This window comes from Agromyces chromiiresistens (assembly GCF_029167465.1).
GTDB lineage: Bacteria > Actinomycetota > Actinomycetes > Actinomycetales > Microbacteriaceae > Agromyces > Agromyces chromiiresistens.
The window spans coordinates 106,351-130,131 of record NZ_JARFNL010000001.1 but is presented as its reverse complement, the minus strand read 5'-3'; the positions used below and the strand labels follow the sequence as shown (position 1 = coordinate 130,131).

Below are 23,781 nucleotides of genomic sequence, written 5' to 3'. Positions count from 1 at the left end.
CCGCCGGAAGGCCACCGGCCGCGGCATCCGCCCCGATGTCACGCACCCGGACGCCCAAGTAGGCTGGAGGGCATGTCGAAGGTCCTCACCTCCCTGCCCGTCGGCGAGCGCGTCGGCATCGCCTTCTCCGGAGGTCTCGACACCTCCGTCGCCGTCGCGTGGATGCGCGAGAAGGGCGCCGTGCCGTGCACGTACACGGCCGACCTCGGCCAGCCCGACGAGCCCGACGTCGAGGCCGTTCCCGGCCGCGCGCTCGAGTACGGCGCCGAGCTCTCGCGACTCGTCGACTGCCGCGCCGCACTCGTCGAAGAGGGCCTCGTCGCCCTCGCCTGCGGCGCGTTCCACATCCGCTCGGGCGGCAAGACGTACTTCAACACGACCCCGCTCGGTCGCGCGGTCACCGGCACGCTGCTCGTGCGCGCCATGATGGAGGACGGCGTCGACATCTGGGGCGACGGCTCGACCTACAAGGGCAACGACATCGAGCGGTTCTACCGCTACGGCCTCATGGCCAACCCGCGCCTGCGCATCTACAAGCCGTGGCTCGACTCGGCGTTCGTCACCGAGCTCGGCGGCCGCCAGGAGATGAGCGAGTGGCTGCAGGAGCGCGACCTCCCGTACCGCGCGAGCGCCGAGAAGGCCTACTCGACCGACGCGAACATCTGGGGCGCGACGCACGAGGCGAAGGTGCTCGAAGAGCTCAGCGCCGGCATCACGACCGTCGAGCCGATCATGGGCGTCAAGTTCTGGGACGAGTCGGTCGAGATCCCCGCCGAAGACGTCACCGTGCGCTTCGAGGAGGGCCGCCCGGTCGCGATCAACGGCGTGCGTTTCGACGACGCCGTCGAGCTCGTGCTCGAGGCGAACCGCATCGGCGGCCGCCACGGGCTCGGCATGAGCGACCAGATCGAGAACCGCATCATCGAGGCGAAGTCGCGCGGCATCTACGAGGCGCCGGGCATGGCGCTGCTGCACCTCGTCTACGAGCGCCTGCTCAACGCGATCCACAACGAGGACACGATCGCGAACTACCACAACGAGGGCCGCCGTCTCGGCCGACTCATGTACGAGGGCCGCTGGCTCGACCCCCAGTCGCTCATGCTGCGCGAGTCGATCGTGCGCTGGGTCGCCTCGGCCGTCACGGGCGAGGTCACGGTGCGCCTGCGCCGCGGCGACGACTACACGATCCTGAACACCGAGGGCCCGGCGTTCAGCTACCAGCCCGAGAAGCTCTCGATGGAGCGTGTGGGCGATGCGGCCTTCGGCCCCGAAGACCGCATCGGCCAGCTCACGATGCGCAACCTCGACATCGCCGACTCGCGCTCGCGCCTCGAGCAGTACGCGCACCTCGGCATCGTCGGCGGCACGACGGCCGCCCTCGTCGGCGACCTGGCCGAGGGCAGCGCCGCCGAGATCGCCGCCCCGGCCGACGACGCCGCGGATGCCGCGACCGACGCCGCGAACGAGGCGGCCGCGTTCGACCTCGGCACCGACTGACGCCCGGCCGTTCGAGCCGGTCGCTCCGACGAGGCCCGATTCGCGAGACGCGCACCGCCGAGTGCGTTCCGCGAGTCGGGCCTCGTCTGTGAAGCCCCTGAACTAACTTGCACACTCGTGTGCAAGTTCAGTAGGCTCGAAGCATGCCGTCCGTCACCGACGCGGAGCGCCGCGCGCCCCGCAGGGACGCGGCCGAGAACCGCGAAGCCCTCCTCACCGCCGCATCCGCCGCGCTCGCGGCCGACCCCGAGGCATCCCTCGCGGCGATCGCCGCAGCCGCCGGCCTCACCCGCCGCTCCGTCTACGGCCACTTCGCCGGCCGCGACGAACTCGTGCTCGCCCTCGTCGAACGCGGCACCGCACGACTCAACGCCGTCGCCGCGACGGTCGAGCACGACCGGGCCCCCGTCGCGATCGCCCTGCTCGGGTCGCGTCTCTGGGGCGTGGTCGAACACGTGCGACTGCTCGCCGGCATGGCGCTCACCGCCCCGTACGTCGAACGGGTCGCTCGAGCCCTCGCCCCCGTGCGCGAACGCCTCGCCGCCCTCGTCGCCCGCGGCGTCGCCGACGGGAGCGTGCGCGACGACCTGCGCCCCGCGCTGCTCGCCCGCCTGATCGAGGAGGCGGCGCTCGCCGTGCTGCTCGAGGCCGGTCGCACCCGCCTGCCCGACGCCGAGGGACGACGCGCCGTGATGCTCGCCGTGCTCGGCATCGCCGGACTCTCGTGGCGCGAGGCGGGCACCCTCATCGACACCACCCCCGAGCTCGTCATGGAGGAGCCGGCATGAGAATCGAACTCAGAGACGTCTCGAAGGGCCGCGCCGGCCAGGCGCTCGGCCCCACGTCGGTCGGCTTCGAATCGGGCCGGGCGACGCTCGCCCGCGCCGAGACCGAGCAGCGACCCACCGTGCTCGGCCTCATCGCCTCCGGTCGCATGCGGCCCGACGCCGGCGCCGTCACGATCGACGGCCGGGCGGATGCCTCGGCGATCCGCCGTCGCATCGCCCTCGTCGACGCACCCGAGGTGAGCGACCCTGCGCCGAACGTCACCGTCGCGGGCGTCGCCGCCGAAGAGCTCATGTTCGCGGGGGTCCCGTCGAACCCCGTGTCGGTCGCCCGCTGGCTCACCCAGCTCGGCCTCGACGACGTCGCCCGCACGCCGATCGCGAACGTCGACCCGCACGCGCGACTGCGCCTCCTGACCGAGCTCGCGCTGCTGCGCGACGGCGTCGAGGGTCTCGTCATCGTGTCGCCCGACCGCCACGGCGGCGACCCGATCGAGTGGTGGGGCCTCGCGAAGCAGCTCGCCGACCGCGGCTTCGCCGTGCTCGTCATCGCCGGCCACGCCTCGGCCGCCGCGATCGGGGCCGCCGCGATGATCGCCCGCATGCACGGGCCCGACTCGCCCGACGAGTTCGACGACTCCGACACCCTGCCGCTCGCCGAGGGAGGCATCGCGTGAAGATCCCCCAGATGATCGCCGCCGAGTTCCGCCGGCTCACCTCCACCAAGATGTCGGTGCTCGCGCTCCTCGCCCTCATCGCCGTGCCCGTGCTCTACGGGGGCCTCTACCTCTGGGCGAACCAGGACCCGTACGCGAAGTTCGCCGAGGTGCCCGTCGCCCTCGTCGTCGAGGACGAGGGCGTGGCCGCATCGACGAGCGCCACCGGCGAGGCCACCGAGGCGCGCAACGTCGGCGAGGAGATCGCCGACGAGCTCATCGCCGACGGTGCGTTCGACTGGCAGCGGGTCTCGGCCGAGGAGGCCGCGACCGGGCTCGACGAGTCGCGCTACGACTTCGCGATCACCTTCCCCGCCGACTTCTCCGACGCGCTCGCCTCGGTGCAGACCGACGCGCCCCGGCAGGCCGAGATCGTGCTGTCGACGAACGACGCGAACAGCTACCTCGCCGGCACGATCGGCAAGCAGGCGGTCGAGAAGATCCGCACGACCATCGCCGAGAAGGTCGGCGACGAGGCGGCCTCGACGCTGCTCGACTCCATCTCGACCATCCGCGGCAAGCTCGTCGACGCCGCCGACGGCGCGTCGCAGCTCACCGACGGCGCGGGGCGCGCGGTCGACGGGGCGGCGCAGCTCGCGACCGGCGCGACGCAGCTCGCCGACGGCAACGCGCAGCTCGCGACCGGTTCGGCCCAGCTCGAGACGGGAACGCAGCAACTGGCCGACGGCACCGCCCGGCTCGCCGACGGTTCGGCGACGCTCGCCGATGGCGCCGCCCAGGTGGCCGACGGCAACGCGCAGCTCGCGGCCTCGGCCGATCGGGTCGGCACCGCGGTCGCCGATGCCGCGGCGGCCGTGCCGCAGGCCCGCGCCGACATCGAGGCCGCGCTCGAGGCCCAGGGCCTCGACCAGGCGACGATCGACACCGTGCTCGCGAAGCTCGACGCGGTCGGCGATCGCATCACGACGGGCAACGAGAAGGTGCAGTCCGTCGTCGGCGACATCGACCGGCTCGCCGACGGCAGCGCGCAGGTCGCCGCGGGCTCCGCCGACCTCGCGGCGGGTGCGAGCACCGCCGCCGACGGCGCCGCCAGGGCGGCGAGCGGCGCATCGCAGCTCGCCGACGGCGCGGCTCGGGCCGCCACCGGATCGGCGCAGCTGCGCGACGGCGTCGGCACGCTGCAGTCGGGCCTCGGCGAGCTCGCCGACGGCGCGGGGCAGCTGCGCGACGGGCTCGACGCCGGGGTCGACCAGATCCCCGACTCGAGCCAGTCGACCCGCGACGCGCAGGCCGCGACGATCGCCGACCCGATCACGCTCGAGACGAGCTCGATGGCCCAGGCGGGCAACTACGGCGCCGGGCTCGCCCCGTTCTTCGCGGCGCTCGCCGGCTGGATCGGCATCTACGCGCTCTTCCTCATCGTGAAGCCGATCTCGCGCCGGGCCGTCACCGCGCTCCACTCGCCGATCCGCATCACGCTCGCCGGCTGGCTCACGCCGGGCCTGCTCGGCGCGGTGCAGATGGCGGCGCTCTACCTCGTGCTCGCGTTCACCCTCGGGTTCCAGATGCACCATCCGCTCGGCGTCGTCGGCACGATGGTCTTCGCATCGGTGACGTACGCGGCGATCATCCTCGCGCTCAACGTCTGGCTCGGCTCGGTCGGCCAGTTCCTCGGCCTCGTGCTCATGGTGCTGCAGCTCGTGACGGCGGGCGGCACGTTCCCGTGGCAGACGCTGCCCGCACCCCTCGCGGCCCTGCACCACGTACTGCCCATGGGCTACGTCGTCGACGCGATGCGCCAGTTCATGTACGGCGGCGACCTGTCGCGAGCGGCGGGCGACTTCGGGGTGCTCGCGATCTGGCTCGTCGGCGCGCTCGTCGTCTCGGCGATCGGCGTCACCCGCATGACGCACTTCCGCACGCTGCGCGACCTGCAGCCGAGCCTCATCGGCTGAGTTCGGTCGAGCACGGATGCCTCGGGGCGGGCGTCGGCCCCGAGGCATCCACGTCTCACAACCAGTGCCGGGACTTGAAGATCAAGTACAGCACGTAGCCCGACACGAACATGAGCAGCAGGGCGAACGGGTAGCCGAAGACCCAGTGCAGCTCGGGAATGTGGTCGAAGTTCATGCCGTAGATGCCGGCGACGAGCGAGGGTGCGAAGAAGATGGCCGCCCAGCTCGAGATCTTCTTCGTCTGCTCGCTCTGCGCGATGCTCGCCTCGTTCTGCCGCTGCGCGACGAGCGTGGCGTGCACGCTCAACGCGTTGCGCAGCGTCTCGCGGTACTCGTCGACGCGCTCGGTGATGCGGATGACGTGGTCGAGCACGTCGCGGAACGCGCGCCGAAGCTCGAGCTCGTCGCCCTCGGGATCGGCCGCCGCGTCGTCGCTCAGCTCCTCGCGGATCGCCTCGATCATCTCCCGCAGCGGCTTCACCGCGCGCTGGAACTCCATGACCTCGCCCGACAGGTCGTAGATGCGCTTCGCAACCGCCGCATCGCCGCTGAAGAGCTGCTCCTCGATCTCGTCGATGTCGTTCTCGAGGCCCGCGACGACGGGGGCGTACTCGTCGACGATCTGGTCGACGATCGCGTAGAGCACGCCGAGCGGGCCGCGGGCGAGCAGTTCGGGCGCGGCCTCGAGGCGTGCGCGCACCCGCCCCAGGTCGGGCTTCTCGGCGTGGCGGATCGCGACGACGAAGTCCCCGCCGACGAAGACGTGCACCTCGCCGAACTCGACCCGCTCATCGGCGTCGAGGTAGCGCGCGGGCCGCAGCACGACGAACCGGGTGTCGCCGTAGCGCTCGAGCTTCGCGCGCTGGTGGCCGGCGAGCGCGTCTTCGACCGCGAGCTCGTGCAGGCCGAACTCCTCGGCGACGACGCCGAGCTCGGCGGCATCGGGCCGGTAGAGGCCGATCCACGCGAAGCCGCCCGGATGCCGCTCGAGCTCGTCGAACGTGTCGGCGAGCACCGCCGGCGAGACGGCGCGCCGACCGTCGACATAGACCGCGTTGTCGATGACCGTCACGGGTCAACCGTAGGTCACCCGTAGATGCGATCGGCGTAACTCGGGCCGTAGTACTCGTCGAGCGTCTCGAGCGATTCGTCGGGTCGTTCGAGCGCCTGCGCGATGACCGCCCGCCGCGGCGCGGCCTCGGGCCGCCACGCGTCGGGCTGCCAGGCCTTCGAACGCAGGAACGCCTTGGAGCAGTGGAAGAAGACCTGCTCGATGTCGACCACGGTCGCGAGCACCGGTCGGTTGCCGCGCACGATCATGTCGTCGAGGAACGGCGCGTCGCGCACGATCGTCGCCCGCCCGTTGATGCGCAGGGTGTCGCCGCGACCGGGGATCGCGAAGAGCAGCCCGACGCGCGGGTTCCGCAGCAGGTTGTGGAACCCGTCTGCGCGGCGGTTGCCGGGACGCTCGGGGATCGCGATCGTGCGGTCGTCGAGCACGAGCGCGAACCCCGCCGGGTCGCCCTTCGGCGAGACGTCGAGCCGCCCCTCGTCGTCGCTCGTCGCGACGAACGCGAGCGGGGCGGCCGCGAGCCACGCGCGGTCGATCGCGTGCAGGTGCGTGCGCTCCTTGCGCACGACCGCCGGCAGCGGCGCGCCGACGATCTCCTCGAGCTCGTCGACGGTGGTCACGGGTATGCCGCGGGAACGATCGGTCATGCCCGCCACGCTACTCCGAGGGCGCGGCCGGCCCGAACGCGTGCGTCAGCACCCACGAGTGCATCGCGATCGCGGCGGCGGCGCTCGCGTTGAGCGAGCGGGTCGACCCGAACTGGGTGATCTCGACGATCGCGTCGGCGGCGGCCGTCGCCTCCGGCGAGAGCCCCGGGCCCTCCTGACCGAAGAGCAGCACGCACCGCTCGGGCCACGCGAACGCCTCGATCGGCACGGCGCCCTCGACGTTGTCGACCGCGATGACGGGCAGCGATTCGCCGCGCGCCCAGTCGGCGAATGCCGCGACATCCGGGTGGTAGTCGACGTGCTGGTAGCGGTCGGTGACCATGGCGCCGCGCTTGTTCCAGCGTCGGCGGCCGATGATGTGCACGGTGTCGGCGGCGAAGGCGTTGGCGCTGCGCACGATCGAGCCGATGTTCATGTCGTGCTGCCAGTTCTCGATCGCGACGTGGAACGGGTGCCGGTGCTCGTCGAGGTCGGCGACGATCGCGTCCATGCGCCAGTAGCGGTAACGGTCGATGACGTTGCGGGTGTCGCCCGCCGCGAGCAGTTCGCGGTCGTAGCGCGGGTCGTCGGGCCACTCGGCCTCACCGCCGGGCCACGGGCCGACGCCGTGCTGCGGCATCGTCGCCTCGGGTTCGGATGCCTCGTGCCGGTCGTCGTCCACACGCCAACGCTACCCGCGCCGGGTGCGCGCGGCGCGCGCACGCGGCGCGCACGGCTCGTGACCGCGGGGTTTTCGGTACGCCGAAATATTGCTATGTTTTAGGCATGCCGAAAACGCTCGACGACGAGACCGAGCCCACGACCACCGTCCGCCCCGAGCGCCCCTATCGGGGCGGGCGGCGCCGGGCCGAGGCATCCCTGCCGCGCGTCGCCTGGCTCATCGGGCCCGCTCTCGTCGCGGGCGTCGCCTACCTCGACCCCGGCAACGTCGCGAGCAACATGACCGCCGGCGCCCAGTACGGCTACCTGCTCGTCTGGGTCGTCGTGCTCGGCAACGTGATGGCGTGGCTCATCCAGTACCTCTCGGCGAAGCTCGGCATCGTCACGGGCCGCAGCCTCCCCGAGGTGCTCGGCGGGCGCATCCGCAACCGCTGGGGCCGCCGGGCGTACTGGCTGCAGGCCGAGCTCGTCGCCATGGCGACCGACCTCGCCGAGGTCATCGGCGGCGCCGTCGCACTCAACCTGCTGTTCGGCGTGCCGCTGATCTGGGGCGGGCTCATCACGGGCGCCGTCTCGATCGTGCTGCTCGTGCTGCAGTCGCGGCGTGGCCCGCGCACGTTCGAGTTCGTCATCATGGGGCTGCTCGCGATCATCACGATCGGGTTCACGGTGGGCGTGTTCATCGCCCCGCCCGACCCCGCGGGGCTTCTCTCCGGGCTCGTCCCGCGCTTCGCCGACGCGAACTCGGTGCTGCTCGCCGCATCGATCCTCGGCGCGACGATCATGCCGCACGCGATCTACGCGCACTCCGCGCTCTCGCGCGACCGCTTCGCACGGCACGTCGGCGAGCAGGTCGGCGAGCGCGGCCGCGAGCCCGGCGCGCGCACGGGCTGGCACGGCTTCGGCCTCCGCCGGGGCACGGATGCCTCCCCCGAGCTGCTTCCGGGCACCGCGACGGCACTGCCCACCGGCATCCTCGTTCGCGCCACCCGCTGGGACGTCTCGATCGCGATGGCGATCGCCGGCACGGTGAACCTCTGCATCCTGCTGCTCGCGGCGGTGAACCTGTCGGGCGTCGAGGGCACCGACAGCCTCGAGGGTGCGTACGCCGCACTCGGCGCGGCGCTCGGCCCAGCGATCGCGACGCTCTTCGCGGTCGGCCTGCTCGCCTCGGGCCTCGCCTCGACCTCGGTCGGCGCCTACGCGGGCGCCGAGATCATGTACGGCCTGCTGCACGTGCGCGTGCCGTTGCTCGCGCGGCGACTCGTGACGCTCATCCCCGCACTCGTGATCCTCTGGCTCGGCTTCGACCCGACCCTCTCGCTCGTGCTCAGCCAGGTGGTGCTGTCGTTCGGCATCCCGTTCGCGCTCGTGCCGCTCGTCGCGCTGACGGCGAAGGACACGGTGCTCGGGCAGTGGCGCAACCACTGGGCGACGACCGCCGCGGGCATCGCGGCGTCGGTGTTCCTCATCGCGCTCAACGGGGTCCTGCTCTGGCTCGTCTTCACGGGGGCATGACGCCCGAGCCACCCCGAGCCCGCCGATTACAGGCACTTCCGCGCGACTCGCCGTCCGGGGCGGCCCCGCCTGCGGCGCGTCGCCGGAATTGCCTGTGGCAGCCGCAGAACTGCCGCAGAACTTTCCGCCGGCGCAACACTCGAGGATCTTTCCGTCGCACGCGACGTCACACGGGACGCCCGCGCCGGGCCGTCGCCTACGCTGCTGGAACTCACCGATGGAGGACCACATGTCAAGCTGGCGTCTGCGCGAGTTCCACAACGACGATCTCGACGGCATCCTGCACCTCTGGGAGGCGCAGCGGCAGTCGTCGCACGAGCCGGTCTACGACCTCAGCGAGGTGATCGCCTCGTGCCAGATGGACCACGCGATCGTCGCGGTGCACGCCGACCAGGTGATCGGCGCCGCCGTCGGCCGTGCCGCGCACGACCAGGGCTGGGTCGTGTTCTTCGCGATCGCCGACGACTGGCGGCACCAGGGCATCGGCTCGGCGATGCTCGCGGCCCTCGAGAAGCGCATGGCGCCGCACGGCCTCACGAAGCTCTCGGCGCTCATCCCCGAGAACGAGAGCCGGGTCGACGCCTTCGCCAACCAGGGCTTCGAGCTCAAGCACCAGCTGCGCTACTTCGAGCGCCGCATCCCCGTGCAGCGGCAGGAGCTGAGCTCGCTCGCCGAGCTCGGCGGCCGACTGCTGCCACGCACGCTCTGGGAGTCGGTGGCGGGCATGCGCCGTGAGAAGGAGATCCTCGAGCAGCGCCTCGTGCTGCCGCTCGCCGAGCCCGACCTCGCCGACCGCTACGGCGTGGTGCCGCCGCGCGCGGTCGTGCTGTTCGGCCCGCCAGGCACTGGCAAGACGACGTTCGCGAAGGCGATCGCCTCACGGCTCGAGTGGTCGTTCGTCGAGGTGTTCCCGTCGCGGCTCGCCGCCGAGCCCGGCGGCCTCGCCGGGGCGCTGCGCGACACGTTCACGAAGATCGCCGAGCTCGAGCACGCGGTCGTGTTCATCGACGAGGTCGAGGAGATCGCCGCACAGCGATCGGGCGAGCCGCCGTCGCCGCTGCAGGGCGTCACGAACGAGCTGCTCAAGATCATCCCGGCGTTCCGCGAGCAGCCCGGGCGGCTCCTCGTGTGCGCGACGAACTTCATCCGCGCGCTCGACAGCGCGTTCCTCCGGCACGGACGATTCGACTACGTGATCCCGATCGGCCTGCCCGACGAGGCGGCGAGGCAGGCGATCTGGCAGCGGTACGTGCCCGAGCAGGTGGCCGCCGCCGTCGACGTCGCCCTGCTCGTCGAACGCTCCGCCGGGTTCTCGCCCGCCGACATCGAGTTCGCCGCCCGCAGCGCGTCGCAGCGGGCGTTCGAGGCCGCGGTGCGCAACGGCGCGACGGGTGACGACCGGGATGCCTCGGCGCACGGCGCCGCACCGCGCCCCGCCGGTCCGAGCACCGCCGACTACCTCGACGCGATCGCCGGCACCCGCACCACGGTGTCGGCCGAGACCGCCGGCGCGTTCCTCGAGGACATCGAACGGCTCGCGCGGGTCTGACGGGCCTCGCGGCTAGGCTGGGCGCGATGCCCGCCAGCAAGAACCCCGCGATCGAGGACTACCTCAAGACGGTGTACGCCCACACCGAGTGGCAGCCCGACCCCATCACGCCCTCGCAGCTCGCGGCGAAGCTCGGCGTCGCCCCGTCGAGCGTCACCGAGATGGTGAAGAAGATGGCGGCGCAGGGCCTCGTCGCCCACGTGCCGTACGGGCCGCTGCGGCTCACCGACGCGGGCCGCGAGCGCGCCCTCTCGGTGGTGCGGCGGCACCGGCTCATTGAGACCTGGCTCGTGCGCGAGATGGGCTACGCGTGGGACGAGGTGCACGACGAGGCCGAGGTGCTCGAGCACGCGCTGAGCGACCGGCTGCTCGAGCAGATCGACCTGCGGCTCGGCCGCCCATCGCGCGACCCGCACGGCGATGCGATCCCCGCCGCCGACGGTGCGATCGCGACCGAGCCCTTCCTGCGGCTCGACGGAGCGCCCGCCGGCCACACCGGTCGCGTGCTGCGCATCAGCGACCGCGACCCCGAGGTGCTGCGCGCCCTCGCCGCCGCGGGCATCGCGCCCGGCGTGGCCATCGAGGTCGGAAACGCCGATGCCTCCGGCGAGCGCGTGCTCGTCGAGCTCGTGGCGATCGACGCCGATGACGACGACGGTGCGGCGGCCGCGGCATCCCCCGTCGAACTGACGGCCGGCGCGGCCGCTGAGATCTGGGTCACCGGCTGACCCGGCCCCGACCGACGGCCCCTCCCGTCCGTGGGCTTCCCACAAACGCGTATGGGAATGACCGCCCGGCTGTTAGCATCCGGCGGTGCGCATTCTCCGCCGGACACTGGTCGTCCTCCTCGTCATCGTGCTCGTACTCGTGGCGGGGGCCGTCGCCGTCTACTGGTGGCAGCGCCCGATGCTGCGCACCGGCACCGGCTACGCCGCGCACAACGCCTGTGCCGTGACCGAGGTGGCCGGGCGCGACGACCCGGCGAGCGACCTGCCGCCGAACCCGCTCGTGCCGTACCTCTCGGTCGACGTCGACCGTGACGAGGCCGTCACGACGGGCTCGCTCCTCGGCCTGCTCGCCGCCCAGAAGGCGTGGTTCGCGCCCGGCTTCGGCTGCACCCTCGCGGGCGACGCCCCCGACTTCGGCGAGGCGACCGCCGTGACGAGCGACGGCAACCCCTTCGCGGATGCCTCGGCGCCGTCGCCGTCGCCGGAGCTCGACGCCGCCCTCGCCGCGGCGTTCGGCGACGACCTGCCCGCCGCAGACGCCGAGGCGCTCGGCACCCGCGCGCTCGTCGTCGCCAAGGGCGGCGAACTCGTCGCCGAGCGCTACGCCGACGGGTTCGACGCTGAGACCCCGCAGCTCGGCTGGTCGATGTCGAAGAGCGCGACCGACCTCATGACCGGCATGCTCGTGCAGCAGGGCGAGGTCGCACTCGACGACGACGGCCTGCGCCCCGAATGGACCGACGGGCGCGCCGACATCACGATCGAGCAGCTGCTGCGCATGACGAGCGGCCTCGAGTGGGACGAGACGTACGACCTCGGCACCCCGATCACGCAGATGCTCTACAACGAGGAGGACATGGGCGGCTATGTCGCGAGCCTCCCCCTCGAGCACGAGCCCGGCACGTTCCAGGAGTACTCGAGCGGCTCGACGACGCTGCTCTGCTCGGTGCTCGCCGAGCGCACCGGCCTCGGCGCCGACCTGCCCCGACAGACCCTGCTCGGCGCGCTCGGCCTCGAGTCGGCGACCTTCGAACCCGACGCAGCCGGCACGCCGGTCTGCTCGTCGTACCTCTGGGCGACCCCGCGCGACTGGGCCGCGATCGGCCAGTTCGCCCTGCAGAACGGCGAGTGGAACGGCGAGCAGCTGCTGCCCACCGACTGGATGGCACGCTCGCTCGAGGTGACGCCGGTCGACGAGACCGACGACCCCGGCTACGGCATGGGGTGGCGCGTGAACACCCTCGCCGACGGCAGCCTGCGCTGGCCCGGCCTGCCGGCCGACACGTACTACGCGTCGGGCCACGACGGGCAGAAGGTCATCGTGGTGCCCTCGGAGGACCTCGTCGTCGTGCGCATGGGCTTCACGCCGGCGGCCGATGACGAGCCGAGCGAGGTGCAGCTCGTCGAAGACGTGGTCGCGGCGCTCGCCTCGCCCGGGGGCGAGTAGCGACGGCCACGAGGCATCCCGCCCGTCACACGCTCGTCATCGGCCCGTGACCCGCGCGGCCTAGGCTTGGGCGCATGGGACGACGCGACGAAGTCGAGTGCTGGCTGACCGACATGGACGGCGTGCTCGTGCACGAGAACCACGCCCTGCCGGGCGCCGCCGAGCTGCTGCAGCAGTGGGAGGACGCCGGCACCCCGTACCTCGTGCTCACGAACAATTCGATCTTCACGGCCCGCGACCTGTCGGCGCGGCTGCGGGCGTCGGGCCTCAACGTGCCCGAGCAGCGCATCTGGACCTCGGCGCTCGCGACCGCCGACTTCCTCAAGCAGCAGCTGCCCGGCGGCTCGGCGTTCGTCATCGGCGAGGCGGGCATCCTCACGGCGCTGCACGAAGCCGGCTACATCATGACCGAGACGGCCCCCGACTTCGTCGTCGTCGGCGAGACCCGCAACTACTCGTTCGAGGCGATCACGAAGGCGATCCGGCTCATCAACGACGGCGCCCGGTTCATCGTCACCAACCCCGACGCGACCGGCCCGAGCGCCGACGGCCCGCTGCCCGCGACCGGGGCGATCGCCGCGCTCATCACGAAGGCGACCGGCAAGGAGCCCTACGTCGTCGGCAAGCCGAACCCGATGATGTTCCGCTCGGCGCTCAACAAGATCGGCGCCCACTCCGAGAACACGGCGATGATCGGCGACCGCATGGACACCGACATCGTCGCGGGCATCGAGGCCGGCCTGCACACGGTGCTCGTGCTCACGGGCATCAGCGACCGGGCCGAGATCGAGAAGTACCCGTTCCGCCCCGACGAGGTGCTGAAGGGCGTCTTCGAGCTCGTCGGCGACCCGGCCGAGACCGAACTCTGATCCCGCAGGCGCCGCACGCGAGCCGCATCTCTGAAAGGGTTGGCACCATGATCGAACTCACCGACATCGACCTCGACGAGGACGGCGAGCTCAGCGCCGTCGTCTCGCTGCCGGGTGACCGGCAGGTCGCCGTGCTCTTCGCACTCGACGACGACGAGCAGCTCGAGGCCCCTGAGATGCTCGCCATCGCCCAGCGCGCGCTCGCCCCGCTCACGGCTGAGGAGCTCGACCGCCTCGACGACGAGATCGTGCACGAACTCGTCGACTCGGACTTCGAGGGCGCTGAACGCTCGCCCGAGGCGGCCGACTACGCCGCGCTCGACGAGGAGCTCGACCTGCAGGGTGCCATCGTGTCGAGCGACGCCACGCTCGTGCTCGTCTACGAGGCGCCGACGCAGTACGCGGGCCTCGTCATCTACGCCGAGCTCGACGAGTCGCTCCTCATCGAGGTGCTGAGCGTGGCCGAGCCCGACCTCGACGATGAAGACGACGAGCCCGACGCCGACGACGGCGCCGACACCGACGAAGAGGTCGAGCAGGGCGACTGACGCCGACCCGGCGCACCCGAGGCCGCCCAGTGTGGCCGTTCCCACCCGTCGTTGCCCGGTCTGCGGCAACACTCGGTGCGAACGGCCGCACTCGGCGATCGAGTGAGCCCCGCCGCACGGCTCACGCCGCGAGCGGCGCCTCCTCGGGGTCGGCGTCGAGCCGCGCGCGCACCTCGGGGTCGAGGTCGAGCTCGGCGGCGCCGAGCACCTCCTCGAGCTGGGCGACGCTCGACGGCCCCGCGACGGGGATGACCGGCACCTCGCGACCGAGCAGCCACGCGAGCGCGACCTGGTTCGGCGTCGCACCGACCTCGCGCGCGACCTCGTGCAGCAACTCGATGCGCGCGTACGTCGTCGGGTGGTTCACGCCGCCCCAGAGCGGCTTGTCGCGACGCGTGTACGCGCCCTGGTGCAGCGGCGAGTAGGCGGTGACGGCGAGCGGCGCGCGGCCGTCGACCCCGGTGGATGCCGCATACGAGAGCAGCTCGGGCGTCACGAAGTTCTGCCGGCCGAGCTTCGGGACGGGGTAGATGTAGCTGTACTGCTGCTGCACGAGGCCGTACGGCGAGACGCCCTGGCGGATCGCCTCCTCGCGCGCCTCGACGATGCGCCACAGCGCCACGTTCGAGATGCCCGAGACGCCCACGAGCCCCTCGTCCTGCAGTGCGCCGAAGGCGCCGACGGTCTCGGCGAGCGGCGTCTCGAGGTCGTCGACGTGGCCGTAGACGGCGTCGATGCGGTCGACGCCGAGGTGCTTGGCGCTCTCGCGCACCTCCCAGTCGACGATGTCGGCGCCGAGCCCCTGGAAGTTCGTCGGCGGCACGTTCGAGAGCGGCAGCGCCGGGTCCTTCTTCGCCGCGCCGACCTTCGTCGCGATGCGCACCCGGTCGCGCACGCCGCGGCTCTCGAGCCAGCGGCCGATCAGGTCTTCGCTGTCGCGGCCGTACCCGCCGTCCCAGAAGCTGTAGTTGTTCGCCGTGTCGATGAACGTGCCGCCGGCCTCGACGAAGCGGTCGAGGATCGCGAACGAGGTGGCCTCGTCGATCTTCGTGCCCATCTGCATGGTGCCGAGGCAGATCGTCGAGACGTCGAAGCTCGTGCGGCCGTTGCCGATCGTGCGGTATCGCATGGGGTTCTCCTCCATCGGTGGGGTTGACGGTTTCGAGCGTACGAACCGATCGGCTCGGGCATACACTCCAATCAGTACTCGTTCGACCAGACCAATCGAGAGACCGGATGCCTCGCCCCACTGCCGCCCGCACACCGGCCCTCGCGTGGGAGACCATGCTCGACCTCGGCCCGGGCCCCGCTCCCCTGCGCGACCGGCTCGAACGCGCGATCCGCGAGGCGGTCGCGAGCGGGCGGGCCCCCGCGGGCGCCGCGCTGCCGCCGAGCCGCGCCCTCGCCGAGACGCTCGGCGTCTCGCGCTGGGTGGTGACCGAGGCCTACGGGCAGCTCGTCGCCGAGGGGTTCCTCGAGGCGACGGTCGGCTCGGGCACGCGCGTCCCGGCGCGCGCCGCGACATCCCCACTGGTCGAACCCGCTGCGGCCATCCGTGCTCGGGTCGTGGCGAGCGACGAAGGAGCACGCGTCTCGAGACCTGATGACGAGGCCTCGACACCGGCCTTCGTCACGACTCGACCACCGGCCGCAGCCGGGGCGACGAGACGACCGTCGGGGTTGCGCGGCGAGTACCGGCGCCCGCGGTTCGACCTGGGGCCCGGCGTGCCCGACCTCAGGCACGTGCCGCGCACGCGGTGGGCGGCTGCCGTGCGGCGCGCGCTCGAGGTGCTGCCCGACGCCGAGCTCACGGTCGTCGACCGGCTCGGCCATCCCTCGGCACGCACCGCCGTCGCCGCGTACCTCGAACGGTCGCGCCACGCGGTCGCCGCGCCCGACGACGTCGTCATCACGCACAGCGCGACCGACGGCATGACGGCGGTCGTCGCGAGCCTCAAGGCCGCCGGGCACTCGGCGATCGTCGTCGAGGACCCGAGCTGGTCGAAGCTGCGCGAGGTCGCCGCGGCCGCCGGCCTCACCCCGGTGCCCGTGCCGGTCGACGGCGACGGCATCGACGTCGAGGCGCTCGAGCGGGCGGCCCGGCGCACGGGCGCCCGTGCCGCGCTCATCACGCCCGCGCACCAGTTCCCGATGGGTGCCGCCCTCTCGCCCTCACGGCGCGACGCGATCGTGCGCTGGGCGCGGAGCGTCGACGGCGTGCTCATCGAGGACGACTACGACGCCGAGTTCCGCTACGACCGCCGACCGATCGCCGCGCTCCAGGGGCTCGCCCCCGACCGGGTCGTGCTCGTCGGATCGCTCTCGAAGTCGATGGCGCAGGTGTTCGGGCTCGGCTGGGCGCTCATGCCGCCCGCGCTCCGCGAGCGGGTGCGGCTGGCCGAGCGCCCCCGCCCGTCGACGCTCGAACAGGCGGCGCTCGCCCAGTTCATCGAAGGGGGCGACCTCGAGCGGCACCTGCGCGCCGCGCGCGGGCGGTTCCGGCGGCGGCGCGCCGCCCTGCTCACCGCCCTCGGGCGCGAGCTCCCCGAACTCGCGGTGTCGGGCATCGCCGCGGGCATGCACGCCGTGCTCGCACTGCCGGCGGGCGTTCGTGCGAGCGACGTCTCGGCGGCGGCGGCACGCGCCGAGCTCGCGGTCGCCGACCTCACCCGCTACCGTGCGTCGAGCGCGCACTCGATGCCGGAGGCGCTCGTCGTCGGCTACGGCAACCTCTCCGACGCGGTCGTCGACGAGGCGGTCGCGCGCCTCGCGCGAGTCATCCGTTCGTTCGCCTGAGCCGCCGCACGCTCGCCGACGCGTCGCGTCTCGTCTCGTCTCGTCTCGTCGCGTCGCGTCTCGTCGCGTCGCGTCGCGTCGCGTCGCCGAGCGTGACCGTTGCCACCCGTCGTTGCCCGTTCAGCGGCAACATCCGGTGCGAACGGCCACACTCGGCGATCGAGTGGGCCCGGCCGCACGGCCTACGCCGCGAGCGGCGACCCCACGACCGATGGTCGCCGCACGGCATCAGGGCTCGAGGTCGAGCTCGTGCCCCTCGTCCCACGGCTCGGCCCAGCCGAGCCGGTCGAGCATCTTGTCGAGCACGAGCGCGGTGAATCCCCAGACGAGGTGCTGCCGCCCGGCGACCGTCGGCAGGAAGGCGGGCCCGCGCCACTCCTGCCCGTCGCGGCGCAGCACCGTGGTGTAGCGGTTCGCCGGGTCGACGAGGTCGGCGACCGGGGTTCGGAAGACCGCCGACGACTCGGCGACGTCGACGACGCCGACCGGCGACGGCGACCGCCACCAGCCGAGCACCGGGGTCACCATGTGGCCCGAGTAGGGAACCGACAACGGCGTCAGCGTGCCGAGCACGTCGACGCCCGCGGTGTCGAGCCCCGTCTCTTCCCGAGCCTCGCGCAGCGCCGCGTCGACCACGTCGCGGTCGCCCGGATCGACGCGCCCGCCGGGGAACGCGACCTGGCCGGCGTGCGAGCGCAGGGTCTCGGCCCGGGCGAGCAGCAGGACGTCGAGGTCGCGCGAGACCGCGCGATCGTGCGCGGTATGCTCGCTCGGCAGTTCGTCGAGCACGCCGAACAGGATGAGCACGGCGGCGTCGCGGTACTCGATCTCGCCGAACTCGGCGCCGTCGCGCCAGTCGTCGAGGAACGTCGCGTCGCCGACGAGCGCGGCCAGCTCGTCGCGAGCGGCTCCAGTTGCGGTCACCCTCCCGAGGCTACCCCGCCCCGCCGACGCCGCGCCCGTCAGCCGAGACGAGCGAGGGATGCCTCGACGAGACCCCAGAATCGGTCGACGTCGAGCTCGACCGCGACGAACGCGTTCGGCTCGCGGCGGAGCATCCCGTCGAAGTCGACGCTCGTCGCGCCGAGCGTCTCCGTGCCCTGCAGCTCGACGTCGAGGCGGGTGCGCCGCAGGGCGACGCAATCGGGGTCGGCGAGCACCGCGACGGCGACCGGGTCGTGCAGCGGCCCGTCGGGCATGCCGAACACCTCGTCGTTCGTGCGGCAGAAGAAGTCGAGCAGTTCCCCCGCGAACGACGCGGTGCGGTTGCCCGCGCCGGCCAGCCGCTCGCGCACGGCGGGGGTGACGAGCGCGCGATGCGTCACGTTGAGCCCGACCATCGTGAACCGCACGCCGCTGCGCACCACGAGGTCGAGCGCCTCGGGATCGACGAGCGCATTGAACTCCGCGTACGGGGTCGCGTTGCCGCGCTCGGTGGAGCCGCCCATCCAGACGACCTCGCGGATGCGGTCGGCGACATCGGGCCGGTCGCCCAGCAGCACGGCGACGTTCGTGATCGGACCCGTCGCGACGATCGCGACGGGCTCGTCGGCGGCGAGCAGGGTGTCGGCCATGAGCTCGGTCGCGGTGCGCTCGTCGAGCGGCACGGTCGGCTCGGGCAGCACCGGGCCGCCGAGCCCGTTCTCGCCGTGGATCCACTCGGCGGTCTGCAGCACCCGGGCGATCGGCCCCGCAGCGCCGGCGGCGACCGGCACGCCGTCGATACCCGCGACCGTGAGCGCGACGCGCGCGTTCCGGCTCGTGTGCTCGAGGGGCACGTTGCCGCCGACGGTCGTCACGGCGCGCAGGTCGAGGGCCGGATGCCCCGCCGCGAGCCAGAGCGCGAAGACGTCGTCGTGCCCGGGGTCGCAGTCGACGATGACGGGCAGGCTCATGCGGCACCGCCCGGGTCGTCGAGGCCCGCGGCGGCGAGCACCTCGGCGCGCGGGGCGTACGAGTCGACCGTGCCGCGCCGCTGCACCGCGAGCGCGCCCGCCGCCACGGCGATGCGCACGGCGTCGGGCATCGGACGTCCCTCCGCGAGGAAGGCGCTCAGCGTGCCGGTGAAGCAGTCGCCGGCACCGGTCGTGTCGACGGCCTCGACGGCGGGCGCGGCCAGGGCCCAGCTGCCGGCGCGCGTCGCGGCGACGGCGCCGGCGGCACCGAGCGTGATGACGACCGACCGGGCGACCCGGCCGACCGCCGCGGCCGCGAGGTCGCGCCAGTCGTCGAGGGACGGCGGCTCCGGGACATCCGGCCGGATGCCCACGGCACGCGCCTCGTGCTCGTTCACGACGAGCGGATCGCACACGGCGAGCGTCGCTGCCGTGGTCGGCACGGGCGGCGCGAGGTTGAGCACGAAGCGCACGCCGAGCGCGTCGCAAATCGCCGCGAGGTGCTCGATCGTCGCGACCGGCAGCTCGCCCTGCGTGAGCACGAGGCCCGCGCCCGCGATGCGTTCGCGTGCGGAGTCGACGACGTCGGGGCCCAGCTCGTGGTTCGCGCCGGCGGCGACGATCACGGTGTTCTCGCCCGAGTCGGCAACGGTGATCTGGGCGATGCCGGTCGGCAACCCGGCGGTGCGCTCGACGCCGCGGGTCGGCAGGCCGAAGCCGTCGAGCACGGTCAGGGCGAGTCCGCCGTTCGCGTCGTCGCCGATGCGGGCGACGAGCTCGACGTCGGCGCCGGCGAGGTGCGCAGCGACGGCCTGGTTCGATCCCTTGCCGCCGAGCGCCGTCTGGAACGCGTGTGCGGCGATCGTCTCGCCGGGCTCGGGGAATCGTTCGACGTACGTCGTCGCGTCGACGTTGAGCGAGCCCACGACGAGCACGCGCGAACCTCCCTCGGCCATGTCGACCTCGCCCCGGCTCAGGCGGCCGGGCCGGGGCCGGCGATGCTGGCGGTCAGCTTCTCGCCGCTCGAGCGGCTCGCGAAGCAGTAGTAGTACCGTGCACCCGCGTCCCACTGCGCGGCGTCGGCCGGGTACGCGCCCTGAACCTGCAGGTCGGTCATGCCCGACACGGCCGCGACGTCGATGACGCCGTCGGCGGTGCACAACAGGTTCATCTGCGACGCGAGCTCGGTCTCACCGGGATACGCGGCGGCCGCGTCGCCCGGCAGCGTGCCGCGGTAGACGAGCTGCGCCGCGTGCGGCGTCGCGCAGTCGACCACGGTGAACTCCTGCTGCCAGGCGTCGGTGTACGGCTCGAGGCACTCGCCGCCGAAGAGCGTGTCCCACGCGTGCACCCCCGCGGGCTGCGCCGCGGTCGGCTCGGGCGTGGGCGTCTCGCTCGTCTCGGCGGTCGGCGTGCCGGATGCCGCAGCCCCGCCGCCCTTCGACATCTGCGTGCCGAGCCAGAAGAGGCCGGCGATCACGAGGAGGGCGACGAGGGCGCCGGCGATCCAGACCAGGGGGCGGATGCCTCGCTTTCCGTCTCCACCGGTGGGATCGGAGGAGCCCGATCCGCCGCGGCCCCCACCCCCGCCCGAGGGGGAGCCCGCACCGCCCGTGCCGGAGCCGCCCGCACCGGGGCCGGAGGCGCCGCGGATCGGTCCGCCGCCGCCCGTCGCACCGCCCGCACCGGCGCTGCCGCCGGCGAACGCGAACAGGCCGGCGCCCGCAGTCGAGCCGGCGGACGGCGCAGACGCGGCGCCGACCGGAACAGTCGGCATGAGCGCCGTCGCCGCAGGCTGGGCGGCGGCCGGCGCGAACGCACCCACCATCGGCTGCGGCGCGGTCGCGGGCGAGAATCCGAAGAGCACCTGGATTCCGTCGGTCACGGGCTTGACGGCGACGTCCGGCGCCTCCGCGGACGACGGGTCGACGGGCGTCGCGGCGAAGGGATCATCGTCGAAGGCGACGGCGCCGAAGTGCGACGCGGCGTCGGCTGCGGTCGAGGTCGGGTCGAACTCGTCGGGTTCGGGCTCGCCGCGACCGGCAGGGTCGCCCCAGCCGGCGGGTTCGTCCCACGCGGGCACGTCGGCCGGCTCGAGGTCGCCCGGCTCGAGGTCGCCCGGCTCGTCGAGGGCGGCGAAGGCCACGGGAGCCGCGAGGCCGGCGAGGCTCGCGGAGGAGGGGTCGAAGCCGACCGACGACTCCACGTCGCCCGCGCCACGGTCGTCCCAGCCGGGCGATGGGGCGTCGAACGGCGATGCCGCAGGAACGCCCGCCGCCGCGCCGGCGACCGCCGGCGTCGAGACCTGGGCTCCCGTCGCCGCGGCGTCGTTCGCGGCTGCGAGGATCGCCGAGACCGATCCCGTCGCCTCGGCACGCGGGTCCTCCGCCGACGGATCGGGCGTGAGGTTCCAGAAGTATCCGGTCTCGGCGAGCTCGCGTGCGATCGGCGAGTCGACCTCGTCCTCGTCATCCGCCTCATCGGTACGGCGCCGGCCGAAGAGACGCAGGCGGCCACGGGGCTCGTCGCCATCCGTGTCGTCGTCTGCGAGGTCGGCACCGTCGGCGTCGTCGCCGAACGACAGTCCGAGCTCGCCGAGCCCACCCGACGGACCGGGCGAAGCCGGCGCGGCCGGTGCGGGCGCGCCGAACGGCGTCGCGACCGCGGCCGAGCTCGCCGCAGCCTCGGCTGCGGCCGCCGCGGCCGCGGCGAAGGCCGCGGTGCCGACGATCGGGATGGCGCCGGCGGGCGGGTCGACCTCGGTCCGGGGCGTCGAGGCTCCGCCGAGCGCGGCGAGCAGGTCGTCGACGGGCTCGGCCGCAGGCGTCGGTGCCGGCCGCCGCGGCTCGGCGGCGAACGCCGGGAAGGGCTGTCGCGTGGGCGGCACCGGCGCGAAGGGGGCATCGAGGATCGAGGCGGCGACGGTCGGGGTGTCTGCGGTCGACGCGTCGTCGGCCGGCGGTTCGGGCCGCACGCCCGGTGCGGCCGGCGCGATCGCCGGGAACATCGCGGTCCGCGTGTCGGCCGAGGCGTCGCGGACGTACGGCTGCTCGAGCTGCTCGGCGAACGCGTCGAAGCGGCTCCTCGCCGGAGGGGCCGCCTGTTCCGCCGCGGTCGCGTCGGGCATCGGTGCGGACGTCTCGGGTGCAGGCGCAGGCGCAGGCGCGAACAGGTCGGGTGCGGGAGCCGGCGCAGGCGTCTCGGCCACGGGGACGAACGACGCGGGTGCGGATGCGGACGCGGATGCGGATGCGGATGCGGATGCGGCCGGTTGATTCCCGTCGGGATCGTTGAGCGCCGCCCAGAGTTCGGCGTCGTAGCTCGCGGCGGCCCGCGGCGCGGGTTGCTCGCCCCACCCTGCGGGCGCCTCGGGCGGTGCCGTCGGGTGCTGCACCGGGATGCCGCCGACCGGGGTGAACGAGCTGCGGGCGACCGGGGGCGCGGAGTAGCCGGCGAACGGGTCGTCCGCCTCGGCGGTCGGCACCGGCCCCGGCTCGGGGAGCTCGGTCGGCTGCGCTGGAGCGCCGGCCTCGGGGGCGGAAGTCTCGCCGGGCCGGGATGCCGCGACGGTCGCGGACTCCTGGGACAGGCGCTGGAACGCCTCACGGAGCTCCGCCTCGGAACGCGCCTCCTGCTCACCCCAGGTCAGGGCGAACGGTGCGGTCGGGGTGACCGGACCGGGCGGCACCGGCGGGCGCTGCGGTTCGACCGGTGCTGACGCCGGACCGGGCGCGACCGGCGCAGCGACACCCCACGCGGTCTCGGCCACCGGCGCGTCCCAGGCGGGCGCAGCGGGCGGGGCCGGCTGCGCTGGGGGGGTGTTCCACGCGGTGGGTGCGACGGAACCGGTGGTGGGCACCGTCGGGTCGACTGCAGCAGCCGGCACGGCAGGCACATCCCATGCGGGCGCGGTCGGCGCGGCAGGCGCGTCCCACGCGGGCGCGGCAGGCGCATCCCACGCGGGCGCAGCCGGCGCGGCTGAGGCGGCGGGGTCCACCGGGAGCGCAGGCGCGTCCCACGCCGGCGCGACCGGCGCGACAGGCGGGGTCGCCGGGGCGCTCCCGACCGGCGGTTCGACCTCGGTCAGATGGACGGTGGGCGTCGGCGGGGCGACCGAGAACGGCGGCGTCCACGTCGGCGGCGCCGAAGCGGCGGCAGGCGAGGGGGCGAGGCCCTGGGGTGCGGCCTCGGCGGGCGACCCGACGACGGGCAGCGCTCGGGTCGCGGTGTCGGACGCCGGCGGCTCGGCGAGCGAGAACCAGTCGAGCACCTCGTCGTGTCGCGAGGGCACGGTCGGCGTCGGCGGTGCGACCTGTGCGGCGGGGGTGGTGGGCGGCGTCGGAGCTGCCGACGCGTGCGGCACCCGACCGACGGGCGAAGGCGGCGGTGCGAACGCCGAACGCGCGCCCGACGTCACCTGCGGCGCGCCGTGCACCGGCGGTGCGGCCTGCGGCATGGGCGCCGTCGGCGTCGCGGGCGCATCGGCTGCCCCGCCCGCGAGCTGCGCGAGCAGCCAGTCGGCGCCGTCGTCGAAACCCTGCCGCTCGTTCATCAGGCCAGGCCCAGGTCTTCCAGGCCGATCGCGTACAGGTAGGGCACGCCCTCGGCCTCGATGACCTCGCGGGCGCCCGTGGCACGGTCGACGACGACGGCGACGGCGACGACCTCGGCGCCGACCTTGCGCAGCGCCTCGATGGCCTTGAGCGGCGAGCCGCCGGTGGTCGACGTGTCCTCGAGCACGATCACGCGCTTGCCGGCGAGCTCGGGGCCCTCGACCTGCTTGCCGCGGCCGTGGTCCTTCGGCTCCTTGCGCACGACGAACGCGTCGTACGCGAGTCCGCGCGCGGCACCCTGGTGCAGGATCGCCGACGCGATCGGGTCGGCGCCCATCGTCATGCCGCCCACGGCGGCCACGTCGGGGATGTCGGCGATCAGGTCGAGCATGACCTGCCCGATGAGCGGGGCGACGCGGTGGTCGAGGCTCACCTTGCGCAGGTCGACGTAGTACGTCGCCTTCTTGCCGCTCGTGAGCGTGAAGTCGCCGTGGAACACGGCATCGGCCGAGATGTGCTCGATGAGCTTGCGGCGGGTGTCGGAGTCGTGCGTGGTCACCCGCA

General features: G+C 73.5%; 20 protein-coding genes. 11 read left to right on the top strand and 9 right to left on the bottom strand.

Annotation, left to right across the window (positions count from 1 at the left end; translation table 11 throughout):
* The first annotated feature begins 72 nt into the window (after positions 1 to 72).
* From argG to PX701_RS00600, 4 genes are all read left to right on the top strand, one after another.
* Entirely contained in the window at positions 73 to 1,497 is a 1,425-nt protein-coding gene (gene argG / locus PX701_RS00615; protein WP_231429624.1) for an argininosuccinate synthase, read from the top strand.
* A 143-nt stretch (positions 1,498 to 1,640) separates the two neighbouring features.
* Entirely contained in the window at positions 1,641 to 2,285 is a 645-nt protein-coding gene (locus PX701_RS00610) for a TetR/AcrR family transcriptional regulator (RefSeq protein ID WP_275505190.1), read from the top strand.
* On the top strand, positions 2,282 to 2,959 hold the full coding sequence (locus PX701_RS00605; RefSeq protein ID WP_231429622.1) for a hypothetical protein: 678 nt from the start codon (positions 2,282 to 2,284) through the stop codon (positions 2,957 to 2,959). Before PX701_RS00610 ends, PX701_RS00605 begins: the two co-directional genes overlap by 4 nt.
* Positions 2,956 to 4,914: a YhgE/Pip domain-containing protein gene (locus PX701_RS00600; protein ID WP_275505189.1), complete on the top strand. Its 1,959-nt coding sequence runs from the start codon at positions 2,956 to 2,958 to the stop codon at positions 4,912 to 4,914. Before PX701_RS00605 ends, PX701_RS00600 begins: the two co-directional genes overlap by 4 nt.
* A gap of 55 nt (positions 4,915 to 4,969) precedes the next feature.
* Here PX701_RS00600 and PX701_RS00595 read toward each other — a convergent pair whose 3' ends face one another.
* The 3 genes from PX701_RS00595 to PX701_RS00585 are packed head-to-tail and all read right to left on the bottom strand — an operon-like array spanning position 4,970 to position 7,273.
* The gene (locus PX701_RS00595; RefSeq protein WP_231429620.1) at positions 4,970 to 5,986 is read right to left on the bottom strand and encodes a magnesium and cobalt transport protein CorA; all 1,017 of its coding nucleotides are present in this window, start codon (positions 5,984 to 5,986) and stop codon (positions 4,970 to 4,972) included.
* A 14-nt stretch (positions 5,987 to 6,000) separates the two neighbouring features.
* Entirely contained in the window at positions 6,001 to 6,633 is a 633-nt protein-coding gene (locus PX701_RS00590) for an MSMEG_1061 family FMN-dependent PPOX-type flavoprotein (RefSeq protein ID WP_275505188.1), read from the bottom strand.
* 10 nt (positions 6,634 to 6,643) lie between these two features.
* Positions 6,644 to 7,273 (bottom strand): TrmH family RNA methyltransferase, encoded by a 630-nt coding sequence (locus tag PX701_RS00585; RefSeq protein WP_231432240.1) that lies wholly within the window; start codon positions 7,271 to 7,273, stop codon positions 6,644 to 6,646.
* Positions 7,274 to 7,419: 146 nt separating this feature from the next.
* On the opposite strand from PX701_RS00585, the gene PX701_RS00580 reads away from it, so the two are divergent.
* From PX701_RS00580 to PX701_RS00555, 6 genes are all read left to right on the top strand, one after another.
* Positions 7,420 to 8,832 (top strand): Nramp family divalent metal transporter, encoded by a 1,413-nt coding sequence (locus tag PX701_RS00580; RefSeq protein WP_275505187.1) that lies wholly within the window; start codon positions 7,420 to 7,422, stop codon positions 8,830 to 8,832.
* 229 nt (positions 8,833 to 9,061) lie between these two features.
* On the top strand, positions 9,062 to 10,381 hold the full coding sequence (locus PX701_RS00575; RefSeq protein ID WP_275505186.1) for an ATP-binding protein: 1,320 nt from the start codon (positions 9,062 to 9,064) through the stop codon (positions 10,379 to 10,381).
* Positions 10,382 to 10,407: 26 nt separating this feature from the next.
* Complete coding sequence (locus tag PX701_RS00570) at positions 10,408 to 11,109, top strand: metal-dependent transcriptional regulator (RefSeq protein WP_275505185.1); 702 nt, start codon at positions 10,408 to 10,410, stop codon at positions 11,107 to 11,109.
* Positions 11,110 to 11,194: 85 nt separating this feature from the next.
* Positions 11,195 to 12,556, top strand: a complete 1,362-nt coding sequence (locus PX701_RS00565; protein ID WP_275505184.1) for a serine hydrolase domain-containing protein — start codon at positions 11,195 to 11,197, stop codon at positions 12,554 to 12,556.
* Between the two features lie 74 nt (positions 12,557 to 12,630).
* Positions 12,631 to 13,425 (top strand): HAD-IIA family hydrolase, encoded by a 795-nt coding sequence (locus PX701_RS00560; protein ID WP_231429614.1) that lies wholly within the window; start codon positions 12,631 to 12,633, stop codon positions 13,423 to 13,425.
* A 47-nt stretch (positions 13,426 to 13,472) separates the two neighbouring features.
* Complete coding sequence (locus PX701_RS00555; RefSeq protein WP_275505183.1) at positions 13,473 to 13,973, top strand: hypothetical protein; 501 nt, start codon at positions 13,473 to 13,475, stop codon at positions 13,971 to 13,973.
* Between the two features lie 121 nt (positions 13,974 to 14,094).
* Here PX701_RS00555 and PX701_RS00550 read toward each other — a convergent pair whose 3' ends face one another.
* Positions 14,095 to 15,102: an aldo/keto reductase gene (locus PX701_RS00550; protein WP_231429612.1), complete on the bottom strand. Its 1,008-nt coding sequence runs from the start codon at positions 15,100 to 15,102 to the stop codon at positions 14,095 to 14,097.
* Between the two features lie 107 nt (positions 15,103 to 15,209).
* Here PX701_RS00550 and pdxR point away from each other — a divergent pair, with 107 nt between their 5' ends.
* Positions 15,210 to 16,769 (top strand): MocR-like pyridoxine biosynthesis transcription factor PdxR, encoded by a 1,560-nt coding sequence (pdxR, locus tag PX701_RS00545; RefSeq protein WP_231429611.1) that lies wholly within the window; start codon positions 15,210 to 15,212, stop codon positions 16,767 to 16,769.
* Positions 16,770 to 16,997: 228 nt separating this feature from the next.
* Here pdxR and PX701_RS00540 read toward each other — a convergent pair whose 3' ends face one another.
* Genes PX701_RS00540 through pyrE form a run of 5 tightly spaced genes read right to left on the bottom strand, consistent with a single transcriptional unit; the run spans position 16,998 to position 23,776 of the window.
* Positions 16,998 to 17,693 (bottom strand): NUDIX hydrolase, encoded by a 696-nt coding sequence (locus PX701_RS00540; RefSeq protein WP_374201079.1) that lies wholly within the window; start codon positions 17,691 to 17,693, stop codon positions 16,998 to 17,000.
* A gap of 38 nt (positions 17,694 to 17,731) precedes the next feature.
* The gene (locus PX701_RS00535) at positions 17,732 to 18,664 is read right to left on the bottom strand and encodes a nucleoside hydrolase (RefSeq protein ID WP_275505182.1); all 933 of its coding nucleotides are present in this window, start codon (positions 18,662 to 18,664) and stop codon (positions 17,732 to 17,734) included.
* On the bottom strand, positions 18,661 to 19,620 hold the full coding sequence (locus PX701_RS00530) for a ribokinase (protein WP_275505181.1): 960 nt from the start codon (positions 19,618 to 19,620) through the stop codon (positions 18,661 to 18,663). Before PX701_RS00530 ends, PX701_RS00535 begins: the two co-directional genes overlap by 4 nt.
* Positions 19,621 to 19,637: 17 nt before the next feature.
* On the bottom strand, positions 19,638 to 23,216 hold the full coding sequence (locus PX701_RS00525) for a hypothetical protein (protein ID WP_275505180.1): 3,579 nt from the start codon (positions 23,214 to 23,216) through the stop codon (positions 19,638 to 19,640).
* Positions 23,216 to 23,776, bottom strand: coding sequence for an orotate phosphoribosyltransferase (gene pyrE / locus PX701_RS00520; RefSeq protein ID WP_231429607.1), 561 nt, complete (start codon positions 23,774 to 23,776; stop codon positions 23,216 to 23,218). Before pyrE ends, PX701_RS00525 begins: the two co-directional genes overlap by 1 nt.
* Between the last annotated feature and the right edge of the window lie 5 nt (positions 23,777 to 23,781).